A 17,151-nucleotide genomic window follows, 5' to 3' on the forward strand; every position below is an offset into this window, starting at 1 on the left:
CTGCTGTCCTGTTACTCGGCTTACTCGGCTTACTCGGCTTACTCGGCTTACTCGGCTTACTGGGCTACTCGGCCGGAGCCGCCTTCTTGGCCGGGGCCTTCTTCGCCGCGGCGGTCGTCTTCTTGGCGGTGGTCTTCTTCGCCGCCGTCTTCTTGGCCGTGGTCGTCTTCTTGGCGGCGGCCTTCTTGGCCGGCGCCTTCTTGACGGCCTTCTTCGCGGTCTTCTTGGCGGGGCCCTTGGCCCGCTTCTCCGCGAGCAGCTCGTAGCCGCGCTCCGGCGTGATGTCCTCGACGGAGTCGCCCGAGCGCAGTGTCGCGTTCGTCTCGCCGTCGGTGACGTACGGGCCGAAGCGGCCGTCCTTCACGACGACCGGCTTCTCGCTGACCGGGTCGGTGCCCAGCTCCTTCAGCGGCGGCTTGGCGGCCGCGCGACCGCGCTGCTTGGGCTGGGAGTAGATCTCCAGGGCCTCTTCGAGCGTGATCGTGAAGAGCTGGTCCTCGGCCGTCAGCGACCGCGAGTCCGTGCCCTTCTTCAGGTACGGGCCGTACCGGCCGTTCTGCGCGGTGATCTCGACGCCCTCGGCGTCGGCGCCCACCACGCGCGGCAGCGACATCAGCTTCAGGGCGTCGGCCAGCGTCACCGTGTCCAGGGACATCGTCTTGAAGAGCGACGCGGTCCGCGGCTTCACCGCGTTCTTGCCGGTCTTCGGGGTGCCCTCGGGGAGCACCTCGGTGACGTAGGGACCGTAGCGGCCGTCCTTGGCGACGATCTGGTGGCCGGACGTCGGGTCGGTGCCCAGCTCGAAGTCGCCGCTCGGCTTGGCGAGCAGCTCCTCCGCGTACTCGACCGAGAGCTCGTCGGGCGCGAGGTCCTCGGGGACGTCGGCCCGCTGGTGGTTCTCGGAGTCGCGCTCGCCGCGCTCGACGTAGGGGCCGTAGCGCCCGACGCGCAGCACGATGTCGTTGCCGACGGGGAAGGAGGAGACCTCGCGGGCGTCGATCGCGCCCAGGTCGGTCACGAGCTCCTTGAGACCGCCGAGGTGGTCCCCGTCGCCGTTGCCCGCGTCGGCCGCGCTGGCGTCGCCCGAGCCCTCGCCGAAGTAGAAGCGCCGCAGCCACGGCACGGCCTGCGCCTCGCCGCGCGCGATGCGGTCGAGGTCGTCCTCCATCTTGGCGGTGAAGTCGTAGTCGACGAGCCGGCCGAAGTGCTTCTCCAGCAGGTTGACGACGGCGAACGACAAGAAGGAGGGCACGAGCGCCGTCCCCTTCTTGAAGACGTAGCCGCGGTCGAGGATCGTGCCGATGATCGACGCGTACGTCGACGGGCGGCCGATCTCGCGCTCTTCCAGCTCCTTGACCAGCGAGGCCTCGGTGTAGCGGGCCGGCGGCTTGGTCGCGTGGCCGTCGACCGAGAGCTCCTCGGCGGACAGCGGGTCGCCCTCGGCGACCTGCGGCAGGCGCCGCTCGCGGTCGTCGAGCTCCGCGTTCGGGTCGTCGGCGCCCTCGACGTAGGCCTTGAGGAAGCCGTGGAACGTGATCGTCTTGCCGGACGCGCTGAACTCGGCGTCGCGGCCGTCGGCGGAGGTGCCACCGATCTTGACGGTGACGGAGTTGCCGACCGCGTCCTTCATCTGGGAGGCGACGGTCCGCTTCCAGATCAGCTCGTACAGCTTGAACTGATCGCCGGTCAGACCGGTCTCGGCGGGCGTGCGGAAGCGGTCGCCGGAGGGGCGGATCGCCTCGTGCGCCTCCTGCGCGTTCTTGACCTTGCCGGCGTAGGTGCGCGGCTTGTCCGGCAGGTAGTCCGCGCCGTACAGCTGCGTGACCTGGGCGCGGGCGGCGCCCACCGCCGTGTCGGACAGGGTCGTGGAGTCCGTACGCATGTAGGTGATGAAGCCGTTCTCGTACAGCTTCTGCGCCACCTGCATGGTCGCCTTCGCACCGAAGCCCAGCTTGCGCGAGGCCTCCTGCTGCAGCGTCGTCGTACGGAAAGGTGCGTACGGCGAGCGGCGGTACGGCTTCGACTCGACGGAGCGCACGGAGAACGACGTGTGCTCCAGGGCGGCGGCGAGCGCCCGGGCGTTCGCCTCGTCGAGGTGCAGCGTGTTCGCCGAGTTGCCGCCCTTGATCTGGCCGAGCGAGTCGAAGTCGCGGCCCTGCGCGATGCGCTTGCCGTCGACCGCGCTCAGGCGGGCGACCAGCGAGGACGGGTCGGACGGGTCACCGGCGCGGCCGGTCGCGAACGTGCCGGTCAGGTCCCAGTACTCGGCGGAGCGGAAGGCGATGCGCTCGCGCTCCCGCTCGACGACGAGCCGGGTGGCGACCGACTGGACGCGGCCCGCCGACAGGCGCGGCATGACCTTCTTCCACAGGACCGGCGAGACCTCGTAGCCGTAGAGGCGGTCGAGGATGCGGCGGGTCTCCTGGGCGTCGACCATGCGCTTGTTGAGCTCGCGCGGGTTGGCGACGGCGGAGCGGATCGCGTCCTTGGTGATCTCGTGGAAGACCATCCGGTGGACGGGAACCTTGGGCTTCAGGACCTCCAGGAGGTGCCACGCGATGGCTTCGCCCTCGCGGTCCTCATCGGTGGCCAGGAAGAGTTCGTCGGAGTCCTTCAGCAGGTCCTTGAGCTTCTTGACCTGGGACTTCTTGTCAGCGTTGACCACGTAGATCGGCTGGAAGTCGTGCTCGACGTCGACGCCGAGGCGGCGCACCTCGCCGGTGTACTTCTCGGGGACCTCGGCCGCGCCGTTGGGGAGGTCGCGGATGTGCCCGACGCTCGCTTCGACGACGTATCCGGGGCCGAGGTAGCCCTTGATCGTCTTCGCCTTGGCGGGCGACTCCACGATGACGAGTCGGCGGCCGCCCTGTGCGGTCTCGCTGGTCGGGGACAACTTCGCTCTTCTCTCCGGTCGGCGGTTCGGGCCGTTCTGGTCGCAGTACGGGTCGTGCTGGCGGCCGCTGATGCGGCACTGCTGCGGAGTGTGACGGTACCTCCCGCCGGTGTGTCAAACGGGAAAAGCACGCAGCAGCCACTCGGAACGGTAACCCGACTCCTCGTGATCCTGCCCCCGGACCGGTGAGCGGACTCCTCTGCTCCGGGTACCCGAGAGATCACTGTGCGTGCCACGTTTCTGTCACGAGCGTCCCTGTTGCGCTGCTATTGCGCTGCTCTTGCCCGCCCTCGCTCCCCGTACTTACCCGCTCCTGACAAGATGGCGGATGGCTGGGGGAGCCCGACGGGAGCCTCCGGCTCGTCCCCACGGCATCCCGACCCAGGAGCAGCCCGATGTCCGACAGCAATCCCTACGGCCAGCAGCCCCCGCCGGAGCAGCCCGGCGCGAACCCGTACGGCTACCCGCAGCAGGGCGCTCCCCAGCCCGGATACGGCGCCCCCCAAAGCGGTCAGCCCGGCTACGGCGCGCCGCAGGGCGGCCAGCCGAACTACGGCTACCCCTACCCCGGCTCGGCCCCGGCCGGCGGCGGCTACCCGCCCCAGGGCGCGCCCGGCATGCCGGCCGCCTACGACCCGAACGCGCCGTACGGCTACGACCCCTACGGTCGCCCGTACTCCGACAAGTCGAAGATCGTCGCCGGTGTGCTCCAGCTCTTCCTGGGCTCCTTCGGCGTCGGCCGCTTCTACATCGGCAACGTCGGCCTCGGCCTCGCCCAGCTGTTCACCTGCGGCGGCCTCGGCATCTGGGCCCTGATCGACGGCATCATCCTGCTCTGCAGCAGCAACACGACGGACGCGAACGGCCGTGTCCTGCGCGGCTGACCGCCGCGCCACGGCGCTGTGGCGGCACCCGGCGGCGGCCCCGGTCGGGGTGCTCGTCGCCGGGGCCGCGGGCGCGCTCTACCTGTACGGCACGAACCCGCACGAGGCCGGCCACTGGCTGCCGCGGTGCCCCTTCCGGCTGGTCACCGGGCAGCTCTGCCCGGCCTGCGGCGGGACCCGCATGGTGTACGACCTGATGCACGGTCAGTTCACCGCCGCCTGGCACGACAACCGACTGCTGCTCCTCGCCGCTCCGTTCGCCCTCGCCCTCCTCGGCCGGTGGGCCTACGAGGGGTTGCGCGGTCGCCGCTGGCGGCCCGCCGTCCCGCCCCGCGCCCAGGCCGCGATCCTGATCGTCGCGGTCGTCTGGACCGTGCTGCGCAACGTGGTCTGACCCGGCGTCACCGCCGCCGCACGGCCGCGTCGCCGTCCCACGTACCACTCAGGTCACAAACCCGCCACGAAACCCACTTTCAGGGCCGGGCGAGCAGCACGTGCCTCTAAGTTTGGGCTTTCCGAGGCCGCGCAACGTCCCCACACGGCGCATCTGCCTCACCCATCCGCTCAGGAGCACGGCGGCCTCGTCGTGCCCCTTTTGTTGTCCCCGAGGAGCATCCGGCATGTCCTACGCCCAGCCCGGCCCGGCCGACCCCAACGCCCCCTACGGCTACGACCCGCAGGGCCGTCCGTACTCCGACAAGTCGAAGATCGTCGCCGGCGTTCTGCAGCTCTTCCTGGGCGGCCTGGGCATCGGCCGCTTCTACGTCGGCAGCGTCGGCGTGGGCGTCGCCCAGCTGCTCACCTGCGGTGGCCTCGGCATCTGGGCCCTGATCGACGCGATCCTGTTCTTCACGAGCAACGACCGCACCGACTCCCAGGGCCGGGTGCTGCGCGGCTGACGCCCGCACACATGACGGAGCCCGCCTCGCCGTTGCGAGGCGGGCTCCGTCGTCTCCGGACGTCACACCTGGCCGAAACACCACGCCGCGAGCGCCAGCGCGCCGACGCCGACCGCCCCGGCGAGCACCGCCGACGCCACCGGGCGCGCCCCGTACGCCACCGGCTCGCGATGCGCCGTGCGCGCCCCCGTCCACAGCAGCAGGCCCGCGCCGAACAGTGCGAACACCGTGCCCGCGAAGACCGCAGGGGTACTCTCCATCGCCTTGCCTCCCCGCCTCGCGCCCGTTCTCGGGTGCCCAGGCCGGAGAGGCTGACACGGGCGGGGGAACCCGGGGTGAACTCTTGTACAGCACCAGGCGAAGTACGGCTGTCCGGCCCCTGACCGGTCCTTGCCCGGCCCGTATCCGGCCCGTATCCGGTGGCTAGGCGACGGGCTCCAGGAAGCCCTGCTCGACCAGGGTGCGAATCTGCGCGGGCGTGCGGTCGCGCAGCAACACCGGCTCCTCGCCCATGAGTTGGGCGATGGCGTCCAGGATCCGGCCGGCGCTCAGCGCCCCGTCGCAGACGCCCGCGAACCCGGCGCCGACCGTGTCCACCTTCGTCGCCCGGCGCATGCCGCGGCCCTGCCGCAGCACGACGTGCTCGGGGTCCTCCGCGCCGGGCAGTCCCACCTGCTCCTGCACGACCTCGCCCGAGAGCCTGAACGAGGACTCGAGCAGCGCCGCGTCGTCGTGCGCGCGCAGCCAGTCGACCCGCGCGAAGTGCGCCCGCACGGTGTCGCCGAGCGGCTGCTCGACCGGGTGCGGCCACTCCTCGACGACGATCGAGGGCTCGGCGGCACCGGTCTTCCTGAGGGTGATCCAGCCGAACCCGACGGCCTTCACCTTGCGCGCCTCGAACTCGTCCAGCCACGCGTCGTACCGGGCGGCGTACTCGGCCGGATCGGTGCGGTGGTCACCGGCGTCGCGCAGCCACAGCTCCGCGTACTGCGTGATGTCCTGCACCTCGCGCTGCACGATCCAGGCGTCGCAGCCGCGCGGCACCCACGAGCGCAGCCGCTCGGTCCACTCCTCCCCCTCCACGTGCTGCCAGTTGGCCAGGAACTGTGCGTGTCCCCCGTCGTTCAGGTGCTCCCCCGCCCCCTGAACGATCGAGCGGCACAGATCGTCCCCGCTCATACCGCCGTCGCGGTACGTCAGCCGGGCGCCCGGCGAGATCACGAAGGGCGGGTTGGACACGATCAGGTCGTACGTCGCCCCGGCCCCCTGGTCGACGGGCTCGTACAGCGAGCCCTCCCGCAGGTCGGCGGCGGGCTCCCCGCTCAGCGCGAGGGTGAGCGCGGTGATGTGCAGCGCGCGCGGGTTGAGGTCGGTCGCGGTCACCTGCGTGGCGTGCCGGGAGGCGTGCAGCGCCTGGATGCCGGAGCCGGTGCCGATGTCCAGGGCGGCGGCGACGGGCGTCCGCACGGTGATCCCGGCCAGCGTCGTGGACGCCCCGCCGACCCCGAGCACGACGCCCTCGTCGTGGCTGCCGATGCCACCGGCGCCACCGACCGCACACCCCAGGTCGGACACGATGAACCAGTCCTCGCCGTCGGGACCGCCGTACGGCCGGACGTCCACGGCCGCGGCGACCTCGTCACCGCTCGCCCGCAGCCATCCGCTCTCCAGGCACGCGTCGAGCGGCAGCACCCCGGCGACCCGTCCACGGGGCACAGGCTGCTGCAACAGGAAGAGCCGGACGAGCGTCTCCAGGGGGCCCTCGCCCCGGGTGGCCCGCAGGGCGGGCACGGTCTCACTGCGGGCGAGCGCCGCGTAGGCGGGCGCCCCGAGCAGTTCGAGCAGCCCGTCCGCGGTGAACTCGGCGGAGAGCAGAGCATCACGCAGAGCGCGGGTGACGTCGGATCGATCGGCGGCAGGCAAGGGCACAGAGGCGGTAGAACTCACGCCCCCATTGTGCCGCCAGCCGCCCCAGGGGGGCGCGCCCAACGAACGACCAGCCGCCCCAAAGGGGCGCGGGGAACTGCGCAACATACGGACGACCAGGCGCCCTGAAGGGGCGCGGGGAACTGCGCAACATACGGACGACCAGGCGCCCTGAAGGGGCGCGGGGAACTGCGCAACATACGGACAACCGGGCGCCCTAAAGGGGCGCGGGGAACTGCGCGACCAGCCACGACGAGACCCGCACCCGCAGACAGGGCACCGACAGGGCAGACGCAAAGGCGCCCCCGTCGCAGCGCAAACAGCCAGACGACAACGCCCCCGGCGCCGCGCACTCGGCGCAACCCCGGGGACGTAAACCCACCCGAACCTAGGAACCCGACGGCGAAGCGGACGCGCTCTTGCAGCTCTCCTGCCTGGCCATCGCCTTCCCCACGTCCCCCTCCTCCAGGTTCTTGAGCGCGTCACTCCCGCTCTGGCTCAACTTGTCGAGCTCACCCGCGATCCCCTTGAGCCCCTCGGCGAACTTCGCCTGGTCGTCCGTGTCGAGCTTGTCGACCTGCTTCTTCAGGGCCGCGTACGACGTCGAGATCTTGTCCAGCTCCTTGACGGCGTTCTGCTGCTTCGTCTCGCCGTCGTCGACCGGCGGAGCCCCCGCCTTGTCGACCGCGTCACCGATCGCCTTGTACGCGTCGGACATGTCCTGGAACGCCTGCGAGTCCGTCTTCTGGACGTCGGCCGGCTCACTGTTGTCCGAGGTCTGCTTCTGGATCGCGGTGTTCGCCTGCTCGATCTTCTTCGCCTGCGGCTGGACCGCGTCACAGACCTGCTTGGCCCAGGAGTCCAGCTTCTCGTTGCTGTCGTCGCTGCAGCCCGACAACGCCAGTACCAGTACCGCACCGCCGGACAGTGCGGCAGCAAGCTTCTTGTTCACCGGATTGGTCCCTTCCATGGCTCTCGGCCCCGGAACTTACACGCCGAGCACACGACAATCCCACGTCGGACGCCCCATAAGACCGGTTTGTAGACCTTTAGCAGCCATTTGCACCAAGGGAGAGAAGGCTCACGGAAGAAGTACGCGGAAAACCCGGCGGAGTTCAGAACGCACAGGTGGACACCTAGGTGGGCGGACACCACGTCAAAACGTGCTGTCCGCCCACCTGTTGGGATGCGGCGGTGGTCTACGACACCACCGCGGGATCGGCCGGCTTCGGCACCCGGCCGCCCGGGTTCCCGTTCCCGTCGTCCTCGTCGTCGCTGACCGCGATGCCGCGCCGCTTGGACACGTACACCGCGCCGACGATGACGCCCAGCGAGATGACGGCGACGACGATCCGTACGGGCACGCTGGCGTCGTCCCCGTAGCTGAACTTGACGACCGCGGGCGCGATGAGCAGCGCGACGAGGTTCATCACCTTCAGCAGCGGGTTGATGGCGGGCCCGGCGGTGTCCTTGAACGGGTCGCCGACGGTGTCGCCGATGACGGTGGCCGCGTGTGCCTCGCTGCCCTTCCCGCCGTGGTGCCCGTCCTCGACGAGCTTCTTCGCGTTGTCCCACGCGCCACCGGAGTTGGCGAGGAAGACGGCCATCAGGGTGCCGGTGCCGATGGCCCCGGCGAGATAGGCGCCCAACGCCCCGACACCGAGCGTGAATCCGACCGCGATCGGCGCCATGACGGCGAGCAGACCCGGTGTGGCCAGCTCCCTCAGCGCGTCCTTCGTGCAGATGTCGACGACGCGCCCGTACTCGGGCTGCTCGGTGTAGTCCATGATCCCGGGGTGCTCGCGGAACTGCCGCCGCACCTCGTAGACCACCGAACCCGCCGACCGGGAGACCGCGTTGATGGCGAGCCCGGAGAACAGGAACACCACGGCCGCGCCGGCGATGAGCCCCACCAGGTTGTTGGGCTGCGAGATGTCCATCACCAGGTTCATCGGCCCGCCCTCGCCGACCTTCTCGCCGACGTCGCGGGCCGCCGTGACGATCGCGTCCCGGTACGAGCCGAAGAGCGCGGACGCCGCGAGGACGGCCGTCGCGATGGCGATGCCCTTGGTGATGGCCTTCGTCGTGTTGCCCACGGCGTCCAGGTCGGTGAGGACCTGCGCGCCCGCGCCCTGGACGTCGCCGGACATCTCGGCGATGCCCTGCGCGTTGTCGGAGACCGGGCCGAAGGTGTCCATGGCGACGATGACCCCGACGGTGGTGAGCAGCCCGGTGCCGGCCAGCGCGACCGCGAACAGCGCGAGCATGATCGACGTACCGCCGAGCAGGAACGCCCCGTAGACCCCGAGCCCGATCAGCACCGCCGTGTAGACGGCCGATTCGAGCCCGATGGAGATGCCCGCGAGGACCACGGTGGCCGGGCCGGTCAGGGACGTCTTGCCGATGTCCTTGACCGGGCGCCGGGTCGTCTCGGTGAAGTAGCCGGTGAGCTGCTGGATGAGGGCCGCGAGGACGATGCCGATCGCCACGGCGACGACCGCGAGGACCCGCGGATCCCCGTCCTTGGCGCGGATCGCCGCGTCGGTGACACCGTCCAGATCGGCGTACTTCCCCGGCAGGTACGTGAAGACCGCCACCGCGACGAGGGCGAGCGAGATCAGCGCGGAGATGAAGAAGCCCCGGTTGATGGCACTCATTCCCGAACGGTCCGCCCGGCGTGGCGCGACCGCGAAGATGCCGATCATCGCCGTGACGACCCCGATCGCGGGCACGAGGAGCGGGAAGGCGAGCCCCGCGTCACCGAAGGCGACCTTGCCGAGGATCAGCGCGGCGACCAGCGTGACGGCGTACGACTCGAAGAGGTCGGCGGCCATTCCGGCGCAGTCGCCCACGTTGTCGCCCACGTTGTCGGCGATGGTCGCGGCATTGCGCGGGTCGTCCTCCGGAATGCCCTGCTCGACCTTGCCGACCAGGTCGGCGCCGACGTCGGCGGCCTTGGTGAAGATGCCGCCCCCGACACGCATGAACATCGCGATCAGCGCGGCCCCGAGCCCGAAACCCTCCAGGACCTTGGGCGCGTCGGCCGCGTAGACGAGCACCACGCTGGAGGCGCCGAGCAGTCCGAGCCCCACCGTGAACATGCCGACGACGCCGCCCGTGCGGAAAGCGATCTTCATGGCTTTGTGCGAGACGGCGGTGAGATCCTTTTCGGGCTCACCCTCTGCCGGGGTCGCTTCCCTGGCCGCGGCGGCGACGCGCACATTACTGCGCACCGCGAGCCACATTCCGATATAGCCGGTGATCGCGGAGAACACCGCGCCGATCAAGAAGAAGATCGAACGGCCGGTGCGCTGATTCCAGTCGTCCGCGGGCAACAGCATGAGCAGGAAGAACACCACGACGGCGAATATGCCGAGGGTGCGCAGCTGCCGGCCCAGATAGGCTTTCGCGCCTTCCTGGACCGCTGAGGCGATCTTCTTCATGGATTCCGTGCCCTCGCCCGCGGCGAGCACCTGGCGCACCAGGACACCGGCCACGGCGAGCGCCGCGAGCGCGACGACGGCGATGACGACGACGATCAGACGGTTGTCGTCCGTCAGGACTGCGGCTGCGAAGGTTGCTGGGGTTGAGGGCTCCGCCATTCGTCCTCCTTGACGCTTGGGCTGAGCTCAAGATTGTGGACGGATTGTAGGGAGCGGAACCTGATCAAAACAGTGCGCGGTAAACGGAATTGTTCTTCTTCTGCTACCCGGCAAATGATCGACGAACACCGATCCGATCCAGCCGCGAAGAAACCCGCTAATTCCCTGGAGGCATTATCAATGATCGACGATCTAGGAATTACATGAAAAAGCCCTGTTCACCGGTGAGTGAACAGGGCTTGAGAAAAAAGGCACATGGCCCGAGCGCTACGGCAGGAGTGTCGCCGGTGTCGTCGGCCAGGTCATCCGGATGAGGCCGCCGTCCGCGCCGGCGCTGACCTCGACGTCGTCCACGAGGCCGCTGATGACGGCGAGACCCATCTCGTCCTCGCCCTCCGCGTCGGGATCGTCGGCGGCGTCAGGGGCCGCGCCGGACGCACCGGCGGGTGCGACCGCGTGGGGCGCCTCGTCCCCGACCTCGATGGAGAACTGCTTCTCCTCCTCGATCAGGGCCACCCGCACCGGCGCCGAGATGCCGCCGCTCTGGTGGAGACCCACGGCGCGGGTGCACGCCTCGCCGACGGCGAGCCTGACCTCGTCGAGCACGGCCTCGTCCACGCCGGCCCTGCGCGCCACCGCGGCCGCCACCAGGCGGGCCGTGCGGACGTGCTCGGGCAGAGGGCTGAAGCGGAGTTCGACGGTGGCCATGCATCCCCCTCGGACGTACGGGCGTGCTCTCGGGGACCGGGCGGGCCACAGACCGCCCGATCCCCGCTGTCTACCGGATCGGCCGGATCAGTCGGTCGCCGCGACGGCTTCCTCGACCGAGGTGTGGATCGGAAACACCTTGGTCAGGCCGGTGATACGGAAGATCTTGAGAATGCGCTCCTGGTTGCAGACCAGGCGCAGCGAGCCCTCATGGGCGCGCACACGCTTGAGACCGCCGACCAGCACGCCGAGCCCGGTGGAGTCGAGGAAGTCCACGCCCTCCATGTCGACGACAAGGTGGAAACTGCCGTCATTCACCAGCTCGACCAGCTGCTCGCGCAGCTTGGGCGCGGTATACACATCGATTTCGCCACCGACCTCGACGACCGTACGATCGCCGACGGTACGGGTCGACAGGGACAGGTCCACGGATCCTCCAGCACCTTGCTATCGAGCGGTCGCCCCTCGGGGACACCTCGGCATGATCCCCCGGGACGGTTCGCCAGCCGCGATGGCATTCAATCACTTACCGGCAGGCGTGCACGACGCCTTGGGAGCATTGTCCGTCACGCCAGTGACACACTCGGTGCCGATGGCCAAGAATCACCGATCCGAACGACCCTCGGCGCCGACAGGCTCCCGCCCCTCTCCCGGTGCGGTCCTGGACCGGCTCGCCTCGGGTCCGAGCCGGGCTGCGCGCATCACTCATACGGAGCACTTGCCCCCTCGCCCGGGACGTCATGCAGTCTGGCCGGACCGGATCCGCGCCGAGGTCATCGCGGCCGTGCAGGAAGCCGGAATCGAGCATCCCTGGGCCCACCAGGCACGCGCGGCCGAGCACGCGCTGGACGGCGAGTCGGTGGTCGTCTCCACGGGCACCGCCTCCGGCAAGTCCCTCGCCTACCTCGCCCCGGTCCTGACGACGCTCCTCGACGGCTCCGAGGCCCCGAACGGCCGCGGCGCGACCGCGCTCTACCTCGCCCCGACCAAGGCTCTGGCGGCGGACCAGTGCCGATCGGTGAAGGAACTTTCACAACCTCTCGGCACGGCGATCCGCCCGGCGGTCTACGACGGGGACACCCCCTTCGAGGAACGCGAGTGGGTACGCCAGTACGGCAACTACGTCCTCACCAACCCGGACATGCTGCACCGGGGGATACTCCCGTCCCACCCGCGCTGGTCCTCCTTCCTCAAGGCCCTGAAGTACGTCGTCATCGACGAGTGCCACACCTATCGCGGCGTGTTCGGCTCGCACGTCGCCCAGGTCGTACGGCGGCTGCGCCGGCTGTGCGCCCGCTACGGCTCCTCCCCCGTGTTCCTCCTCGCCTCGGCCACCGCGGCCGAGCCGGCGGTCGCCGGGCGGCGGCTGACCGGTCTGCCGATCGTCGAGGTCTCCGACGACGCCTCGCCCCGCGGCGAGCTCGTCTTCGCCCTCTGGGAGCCCCCGCTCACCGAGATGCAGGGCGAGAAGGGCGCCCCGGTGCGGCGGACCGCGACCGCCGAGACGGCGGACCTGCTCACCGATCTCACCGTGCAGGGCGTCCGCTCGGTCGCCTTCGTCCGGTCCCGGCGCGGCGCCGAGCTGATCTCGGTGATCGCCCAGGAGCGCCTCGCCGAGGTGGACCGCTCGCTGGCCCGGCGCGTCGCCGCCTACCGCGGCGGCTATCTCCCCGAGGAACGCCGGGCCATCGAGGCCGCCCTGCACTCCGGTGAACTCCTCGGCCTGGCCGCCACCACCGCCCTCGAACTCGGCGTCGACGTCTCGGGGTTGGACGCGGTCGTGATCGCGGGCTATCCCGGCACCCGCGCCTCCCTGTGGCAGCAGGCGGGCCGTGCGGGCCGCTCCGCCGAGGGCGCGCTCGCCGTCCTCGTCGCCCGCGACGACCCGCTGGACACCTATCTGGTCCACCACCCCGAGGCCCTCTTCGACCAGCCGGTGGAGTCGACCGTCCTGGACCCCGACAACCCGTACGTCCTCGCCCCGCACCTGTGCGCCGCCGCGGCCGAACTCCCGCTCACCGAAACCGACTTCGACCTCTTCGGACCGACGACCACGGACCTGCTCCCGCAGCTGGAGGCCGCGAAGCTGCTGCGCCGGCGCGCGGGGACGAAGGCGTGGCACTGGACCCGCCGCGAATCCGCCGCCGACCTGGCCGACATCCGCGGCGAGGGCGGCGACCCCGTCCAGATCGTCGAGGCGAGCACGGGCCGGCTCCTCGGCACGGTCGACGCGGGCTCGGCCCACACGACCGTCCACGACGGCGCCGTCCATCTCCACCAGGGCCGCACCTACGTAGTGAAGCACTTCGACCTCGACGACAACGTCGCCCTGGTCGAGCCCGCCAACCCCACCTACTCGACCACCGCCCGCGACACCACCACCATCTCCATCCTGGAGACCGACGTCGAAGTCCCCTGGGGAGAGGGCCGGTTGTGCTACGGCTCGGTCGAGGTCACCAACCAGGTCGTCGGCTATCTGCGCCGCCGCCTCATCACCGGCGAGGTCCTCGGCGAGACGAAACTCGACCTCCCCCCGCGCACGCTGCGCACCCGCGGGGTCTGGTGGACGGTGACCGAGGACCAGCTCGACGCGGCCCGCATCAACCCCGAGATCCTCGGCGGCGCCCTGCACGCCGCCGAACACGCCTCCATCGGCATGCTCCCGCTCTTCGCCACGTGCGACCGCTGGGACATCGGCGGCGTCTCGATCCCCCTCCACCCCGACACGCTGCTCCCCACGGTCTTCGTCTACGACGGCCACCCCGGGGGCGCGGGCTTCGCCGAGCGCGCCTTCCACACCGCCCGGGAGTGGCTGACCGCCACCCGCGAGGCGATCGCCTCCTGCGAGTGCGAGGCCGGCTGCCCGTCCTGCATCCAGTCCCCCAAGTGCGGCAACGGCAACGACCCGCTGCACAAGCGCGGCGCGGTACGCCTCCTTTCCGTGCTGCTCAAGGGTGCGGTGGGGGATGGTGCGGCGGCGGGAGACGGTGCCGGGGATGCGGGGGCGGAAGGTGCCGGGGCGGAGGGTTCCGGAGCGGAGGGTGCCGGGGCCGCTCCGGTCGACGCTTGAGGCTCTGGCCGCTGCGACTGTCGCTGTGGCTGTGTCTGTGGCCGTAGCCGTGGCCGTGGCCGTGGCCGTGGCTGCACCTGACCTCGTACCCGCAGTTGCGATTTCGGTGTCAGCCCCGGCGTGTCGTGCGCTGCTGACTACGGTTTTGGCCTCGGGTACTGCTTCGGCTTCGGCTCTGACTTTGGCCTCGGCCTCGGCTTTGGCTTTGGCTACGGATTTAGGTTCGGCTACGGCTACGAGCGCGGGGTCGGATCCGAATCGCGAGGGTTCGGCCGAACCGGTGAGCCCCGGCCCTGACTCCGACCCCGGCCCCGGCGGCGGAACCGGCCCCGCGGGCCCCGCCCGCGCCCTGACCTCTGCCGCGAACGCCCCGGCACCCACGGCCGCAGTCACGTCGGAGACCTCCCCGTACACCGCGCACCGCACGACCCTCGCCCCTTGGGCCCTGGCCACCCGCCCGGCCATGGCGCACGCGTCCGCACTCCCCTCCATCCAGCGGTCGGCCGCGGCCAGCGCCGCCAGGTCGGCCGCACCGCCCGCACGGTGCCGCGCCTGAACCGCCTGCCCCATGGCCAGTACCGCGCCGAACACCACGCCCACGGCGGCCATCGCCACCGCGACCCACACGGTCGCGGACCCGCGATCCGAACCCAGCCGTACCGCGCCTCGCCGCCCACCCCCACCTCGTGCCCTCACGCGTCCCCCACCGTCTCCTCGGCCGCCGCCACCGCCTGCGCCGACAGCTCCACCCCCAACGGCCCGGGTCCGGCCGCCCGCGCCCGCACCGTCACCCGGACCAGGTCGCCCTCCCGGCTCACCTCGACCCGGGCTCCCGGCGGCGCGGCTTCCCGGGCGGCGGCGACGGCCGCGTCCCGCGCTTCCTGGCGGGCCACCGCCCTGGCCCCGGCCCGCGCCGCGTCCACGCAGCGGATCTGCGCCGACGTCGCGAGCACCGCCCAGATCAGCGCCATCGTGAACGCAACCAGCACGGGCAGCACCACCGCCGCCTCCGCCGTCACGAACCCCCGGTCGCGCCCCGGCCTCTCAGAACGAGCCATGGAGTGCCTTCGCCACCAGTGACTGCAACGCGGACTGCACCACGTCGCTCGTCACCACCTGGTAGAGCACCCCGGCGAACCCCACCGCCGCGATCAGCCCCACCGCGTACTCGGCGCTGACCATCCCTGCGTCCCGGCGCGCCGACCGCACCGATCCCGCCCACCGGAGGACCCGCTCCCGCAGCCTCCCGCACACCGTCGTCGTCCTACGCACTCCACCCATCTCAACCCCCGTACAGATCAAGGAACTCAGCCATCGGAATCAGTCGTCGAAATCAGTCGTCGACGTCGCTCGTGGAACCAGCCGCCGAAGCAGCCGCACAACCAGCCGCGGCACCCCGCTCGGAACCCGCCCCCCGAATCACCGCCTCACACACCACCCCCTCACCCACTCACCCGCTCACCCCTCACGTACGGCCCAACACCCCACCCGCGAGCCCGATCACCACGGGCAGCACCCCGATCACGAGGAACGCGGGCAGGAAACAGAGCCCCACGGGCGCCGTGACGGCCACCGCCGCCCGGCGCGCCACGGCCGTGGCCCTCCGCCCCCGCGCGGCTCTGCACTCCGCGGCGAAGCGCGCGACGGGCGCCGCCGCCGGGGCCCCCGACTCACCGGCCCGCTCCAGCAGCCGTACCAACGGGCCGGCCCCCGGAGTCGCGGCCAACTCCCGCCACGCCACCCCTGGTTCACCGCCGAGTCGAACCTGCGCCGCACCTCGCGCGAGCCCCCGCCCGACCGGCCCACCCAACGACTCCCCGACTGCCCGCGCCGCCTCCACAGGATCCGCCCCGGCCACGAGACAGGCCGCCAACAGGTCGGCTGCAAGCGGGAGTTGGCGCTCCGCCTCGCCCCGGGCGCCACCCCCACCCCCGGCTTCCGCCCCGGCCGCACGATCACGCCACCACCGCCACACCCCGACCCCGGCCAGCGCTCCCACCGCCACCCCGGCCACACCCCCGACCAGCACGTACCCGGCACTCACGGCTCCGGCCACCGGCGCCCACCGCCGCACCGGAGCCGGCAGCCGCACCGCCTTGCGCCGCGGTTCCGACGCGACGACCGCCTCCAGCACGACCCGCACCCGCCGTCGCAGCGCCCTCTCCCGCCGCCGTCCCACGGCGTCCCGGACCAGCAACGCCACCACCGCGCCGACGCACAGCACTACCCCCAGCCTGTGGAAAACCTCCATCGCCCCTCCTCATCCGCCCGATCCACCGCAACGCACGCCACCCGCACGACCGATCCGCACAACCCGCCGAACCCCTCTCACCCCACTTCCTCCGCACCCCGCACGATCCGCACCGCCCACCACATCCCCGCCGCCTCCAGCACCCCGCCGACCACCAGGCACCCGATCCCCGGCCCGGTGTGCAGCAGCACCCGGAGCGGTCGCGCCCCCATCGCCGACCCGAGCAACAGCCCCAGCACCGGCAGCCCGGCGAGCATCACCGCGGTCGACCACGGGCCGGCCAACTGGGCTCTCAGATCGGCCCGTTGGTCCCGCTCCGCCCGCAACGCCTCAGCGAGCCGGTCAAGCCCGGCCGCGAGCCCGGCACCCCGGTCGACCGCCACGTGCCAGCACACCGCGAGCCCCTGCAACCCCTCCGTGCCCGGCTCACCCGCCGCCGCCCGCAGCGCACGGGGCACGTCCCCGCCGAACCGGGCCGCCGCCACCACCGCCGCACTTCCCGCACCGGGCCACGCCCCCGGCTCGCGGGCGGCCACGGCCAACGCCTCCCCCGGCTGCCGCCCTGCCCGCACCTCGCCGGCCAACAGCCCGCACAACCGGATCACCGCGTCACCCCGCCGCTCCCGGGCCCGCCGCGCCGCCCTTGCCCGGCGCACCCGCGCCACACCGGGCACCGCGCAGGCCCCGAGCACGACGGCAGCAGCGAGGCTCCGACGATGCCGACCACCGAACCGCCGATCACACACCCCCACTCCGGCCGCGCCCGCACGAACCCCCACCACCGCTCGCCCCCACTCCGCCACCCGGCCGGGCGCCCCCCACTCCCGGCACCCGCCCCCAACACGGCGCGCACCCGCCGCACTTCGGCGCCTCGCCACTCGCACGCCCACATCACCGCCACCACCCCGAGAAGCCCCA

14 protein-coding genes and 2 pseudogenes are annotated in these 17,151 nt (G+C 71.5%); 4 read left to right on the forward strand and 12 right to left on the reverse strand.

The window, feature by feature from the left end; all coding sequences use genetic code 11:
- Positions 1-64: 64 nt before the first annotated feature.
- A complete protein-coding gene (topA, locus tag RBJ77_RS43185; RefSeq protein ID WP_372350011.1) occupies positions 65-2,893 on the reverse strand; it encodes a type I DNA topoisomerase in 2,829 nt (942 codons plus the stop codon).
- Positions 2,894-3,288: 395 nt separating this feature from the next.
- On the opposite strand from topA, the gene RBJ77_RS43190 reads away from it, so the two are divergent.
- The 3 genes from RBJ77_RS43190 to RBJ77_RS43200 all read left to right on the forward strand — a co-directional run bounded on the left by RBJ77_RS43190 (position 3,289) and on the right by RBJ77_RS43200 (position 4,676).
- Positions 3,289-3,777, forward strand: coding sequence for an NINE protein (locus RBJ77_RS43190; protein WP_372350012.1), 489 nt, complete (start codon positions 3,289-3,291; stop codon positions 3,775-3,777).
- Positions 3,761-4,171 (forward strand): DUF2752 domain-containing protein, encoded by a 411-nt coding sequence (locus tag RBJ77_RS43195; RefSeq protein ID WP_372350013.1) that lies wholly within the window; start codon positions 3,761-3,763, stop codon positions 4,169-4,171. Before RBJ77_RS43190 ends, RBJ77_RS43195 begins: the two co-directional genes overlap by 17 nt.
- Positions 4,172-4,397: 226 nt before the next feature.
- On the forward strand, positions 4,398-4,676 hold the full coding sequence (locus RBJ77_RS43200) for a TM2 domain-containing protein (RefSeq protein WP_372350014.1): 279 nt from the start codon (positions 4,398-4,400) through the stop codon (positions 4,674-4,676).
- A gap of 62 nt (positions 4,677-4,738) precedes the next feature.
- On the opposite strand, the gene RBJ77_RS43205 is transcribed toward RBJ77_RS43200, so the two are convergent.
- From RBJ77_RS43205 to bldG, 6 genes are all read right to left on the reverse strand, one after another.
- Positions 4,739-4,936 (reverse strand): hypothetical protein, encoded by a 198-nt coding sequence (locus RBJ77_RS43205; RefSeq protein ID WP_372350015.1) that lies wholly within the window; start codon positions 4,934-4,936, stop codon positions 4,739-4,741.
- Positions 4,937-5,099: 163 nt separating this feature from the next.
- A complete protein-coding gene (locus RBJ77_RS43210) occupies positions 5,100-6,623 on the reverse strand; it encodes a methyltransferase (protein ID WP_372350016.1) in 1,524 nt (507 codons plus the stop codon).
- A 367-nt stretch (positions 6,624-6,990) separates the two neighbouring features.
- The gene (locus tag RBJ77_RS43215) at positions 6,991-7,572 is read right to left on the reverse strand and encodes a small secreted protein (RefSeq protein WP_372350017.1); all 582 of its coding nucleotides are present in this window, start codon (positions 7,570-7,572) and stop codon (positions 6,991-6,993) included.
- A 229-nt stretch (positions 7,573-7,801) separates the two neighbouring features.
- Positions 7,802-10,204, reverse strand: a complete 2,403-nt coding sequence (locus tag RBJ77_RS43220) for a sodium-translocating pyrophosphatase (RefSeq protein ID WP_372350018.1) — start codon at positions 10,202-10,204, stop codon at positions 7,802-7,804.
- Positions 10,205-10,471: 267 nt separating this feature from the next.
- Positions 10,472-10,912 carry an ATP-binding protein gene (locus RBJ77_RS43225; RefSeq protein WP_372350019.1) on the reverse strand — a complete coding sequence of 147 codons (441 nt, stop codon included), beginning with the start codon at positions 10,910-10,912 and terminating at the stop codon, positions 10,472-10,474.
- A gap of 87 nt (positions 10,913-10,999) precedes the next feature.
- Positions 11,000-11,341: an anti-sigma factor antagonist BldG gene (gene bldG / locus RBJ77_RS43230; RefSeq protein WP_003975386.1), complete on the reverse strand. Its 342-nt coding sequence runs from the start codon at positions 11,339-11,341 to the stop codon at positions 11,000-11,002.
- Between the two features lie 82 nt (positions 11,342-11,423).
- Here bldG and RBJ77_RS43235 point away from each other — a divergent pair, with 82 nt between their 5' ends.
- Complete coding sequence (locus tag RBJ77_RS43235) at positions 11,424-13,982, forward strand: DEAD/DEAH box helicase (RefSeq protein ID WP_372350020.1); 2,559 nt, start codon at positions 11,424-11,426, stop codon at positions 13,980-13,982.
- Positions 13,983-14,300: 318 nt separating this feature from the next.
- Here the strand turns inward: RBJ77_RS43235 and RBJ77_RS43240 are convergent.
- The 5 genes and pseudogenes from RBJ77_RS43240 to RBJ77_RS43260 form a co-directional block, all read right to left on the reverse strand.
- Positions 14,301-14,591: pseudogene (locus RBJ77_RS43240) on the reverse strand (Rv3654c family TadE-like protein); the annotation flags it as partial.
- Between the two features lie 83 nt (positions 14,592-14,674).
- Positions 14,675-15,040 (reverse strand): TadE family type IV pilus minor pilin, encoded by a 366-nt coding sequence (locus RBJ77_RS43245; RefSeq protein ID WP_372350021.1) that lies wholly within the window; start codon positions 15,038-15,040, stop codon positions 14,675-14,677.
- Positions 15,027-15,164: a DUF4244 domain-containing protein gene (locus tag RBJ77_RS43250; protein WP_372350022.1), complete on the reverse strand. Its 138-nt coding sequence runs from the start codon at positions 15,162-15,164 to the stop codon at positions 15,027-15,029. Before RBJ77_RS43250 ends, RBJ77_RS43245 begins: the two co-directional genes overlap by 14 nt.
- 283 nt (positions 15,165-15,447) lie before the next feature.
- Positions 15,448-16,233, reverse strand: a complete 786-nt coding sequence (locus RBJ77_RS43255; RefSeq protein WP_372350023.1) for a type II secretion system F family protein — start codon at positions 16,231-16,233, stop codon at positions 15,448-15,450.
- 77 nt (positions 16,234-16,310) lie between these two features.
- Positions 16,311-17,137: pseudogene (locus RBJ77_RS43260) on the reverse strand (type II secretion system F family protein).
- Between the last annotated feature and the right edge of the window lie 14 nt (positions 17,138-17,151).

The organism is Streptomyces sp. KL116D (genome assembly GCF_030766975.1).
In the GTDB taxonomy this organism is placed as follows: Bacteria; Actinomycetota; Actinomycetes; order Streptomycetales; family Streptomycetaceae; genus Streptomyces; species Streptomyces longispororuber_A.

What these genes read in the sequence shown, in the direction of transcription:
- RBJ77_RS43190 (WP_372350012.1), top strand. Translation starts at nt 3,289, where the DNA reads ATGTCCGACAGCAATCCCTACGGCCAGCAGCCCCCGCCGGAGCAGCCC.
- RBJ77_RS43200 (WP_372350014.1), top strand. Translation starts at nt 4,398, where the DNA reads ATGTCCTACGCCCAGCCCGGCCCGGCCGACCCCAACGCCCCCTACGGC.
- RBJ77_RS43205 (WP_372350015.1), bottom strand. Translation starts at nt 4,936, where the DNA reads ATGGAGAGTACCCCTGCGGTCTTCGCGGGCACGGTGTTCGCACTGTTC.
- RBJ77_RS43215 (WP_372350017.1), bottom strand. Translation starts at nt 7,572, where the DNA reads ATGGAAGGGACCAATCCGGTGAACAAGAAGCTTGCTGCCGCACTGTCC.
- RBJ77_RS43220 (WP_372350018.1), bottom strand. Translation starts at nt 10,204, where the DNA reads ATGGCGGAGCCCTCAACCCCAGCAACCTTCGCAGCCGCAGTCCTGACG.
- RBJ77_RS43225 (WP_372350019.1), bottom strand. Translation starts at nt 10,912, where the DNA reads ATGGCCACCGTCGAACTCCGCTTCAGCCCTCTGCCCGAGCACGTCCGC.
- RBJ77_RS43235 (WP_372350020.1), top strand. Translation starts at nt 11,424, where the DNA reads ATGGCATTCAATCACTTACCGGCAGGCGTGCACGACGCCTTGGGAGCA.
- RBJ77_RS43245 (WP_372350021.1), bottom strand. Translation starts at nt 15,040, where the DNA reads ATGGCTCGTTCTGAGAGGCCGGGGCGCGACCGGGGGTTCGTGACGGCG.
- RBJ77_RS43250 (WP_372350022.1), bottom strand. Translation starts at nt 15,164, where the DNA reads ATGGTCAGCGCCGAGTACGCGGTGGGGCTGATCGCGGCGGTGGGGTTC.
- RBJ77_RS43255 (WP_372350023.1), bottom strand. Translation starts at nt 16,233, where the DNA reads ATGGAGGTTTTCCACAGGCTGGGGGTAGTGCTGTGCGTCGGCGCGGTG.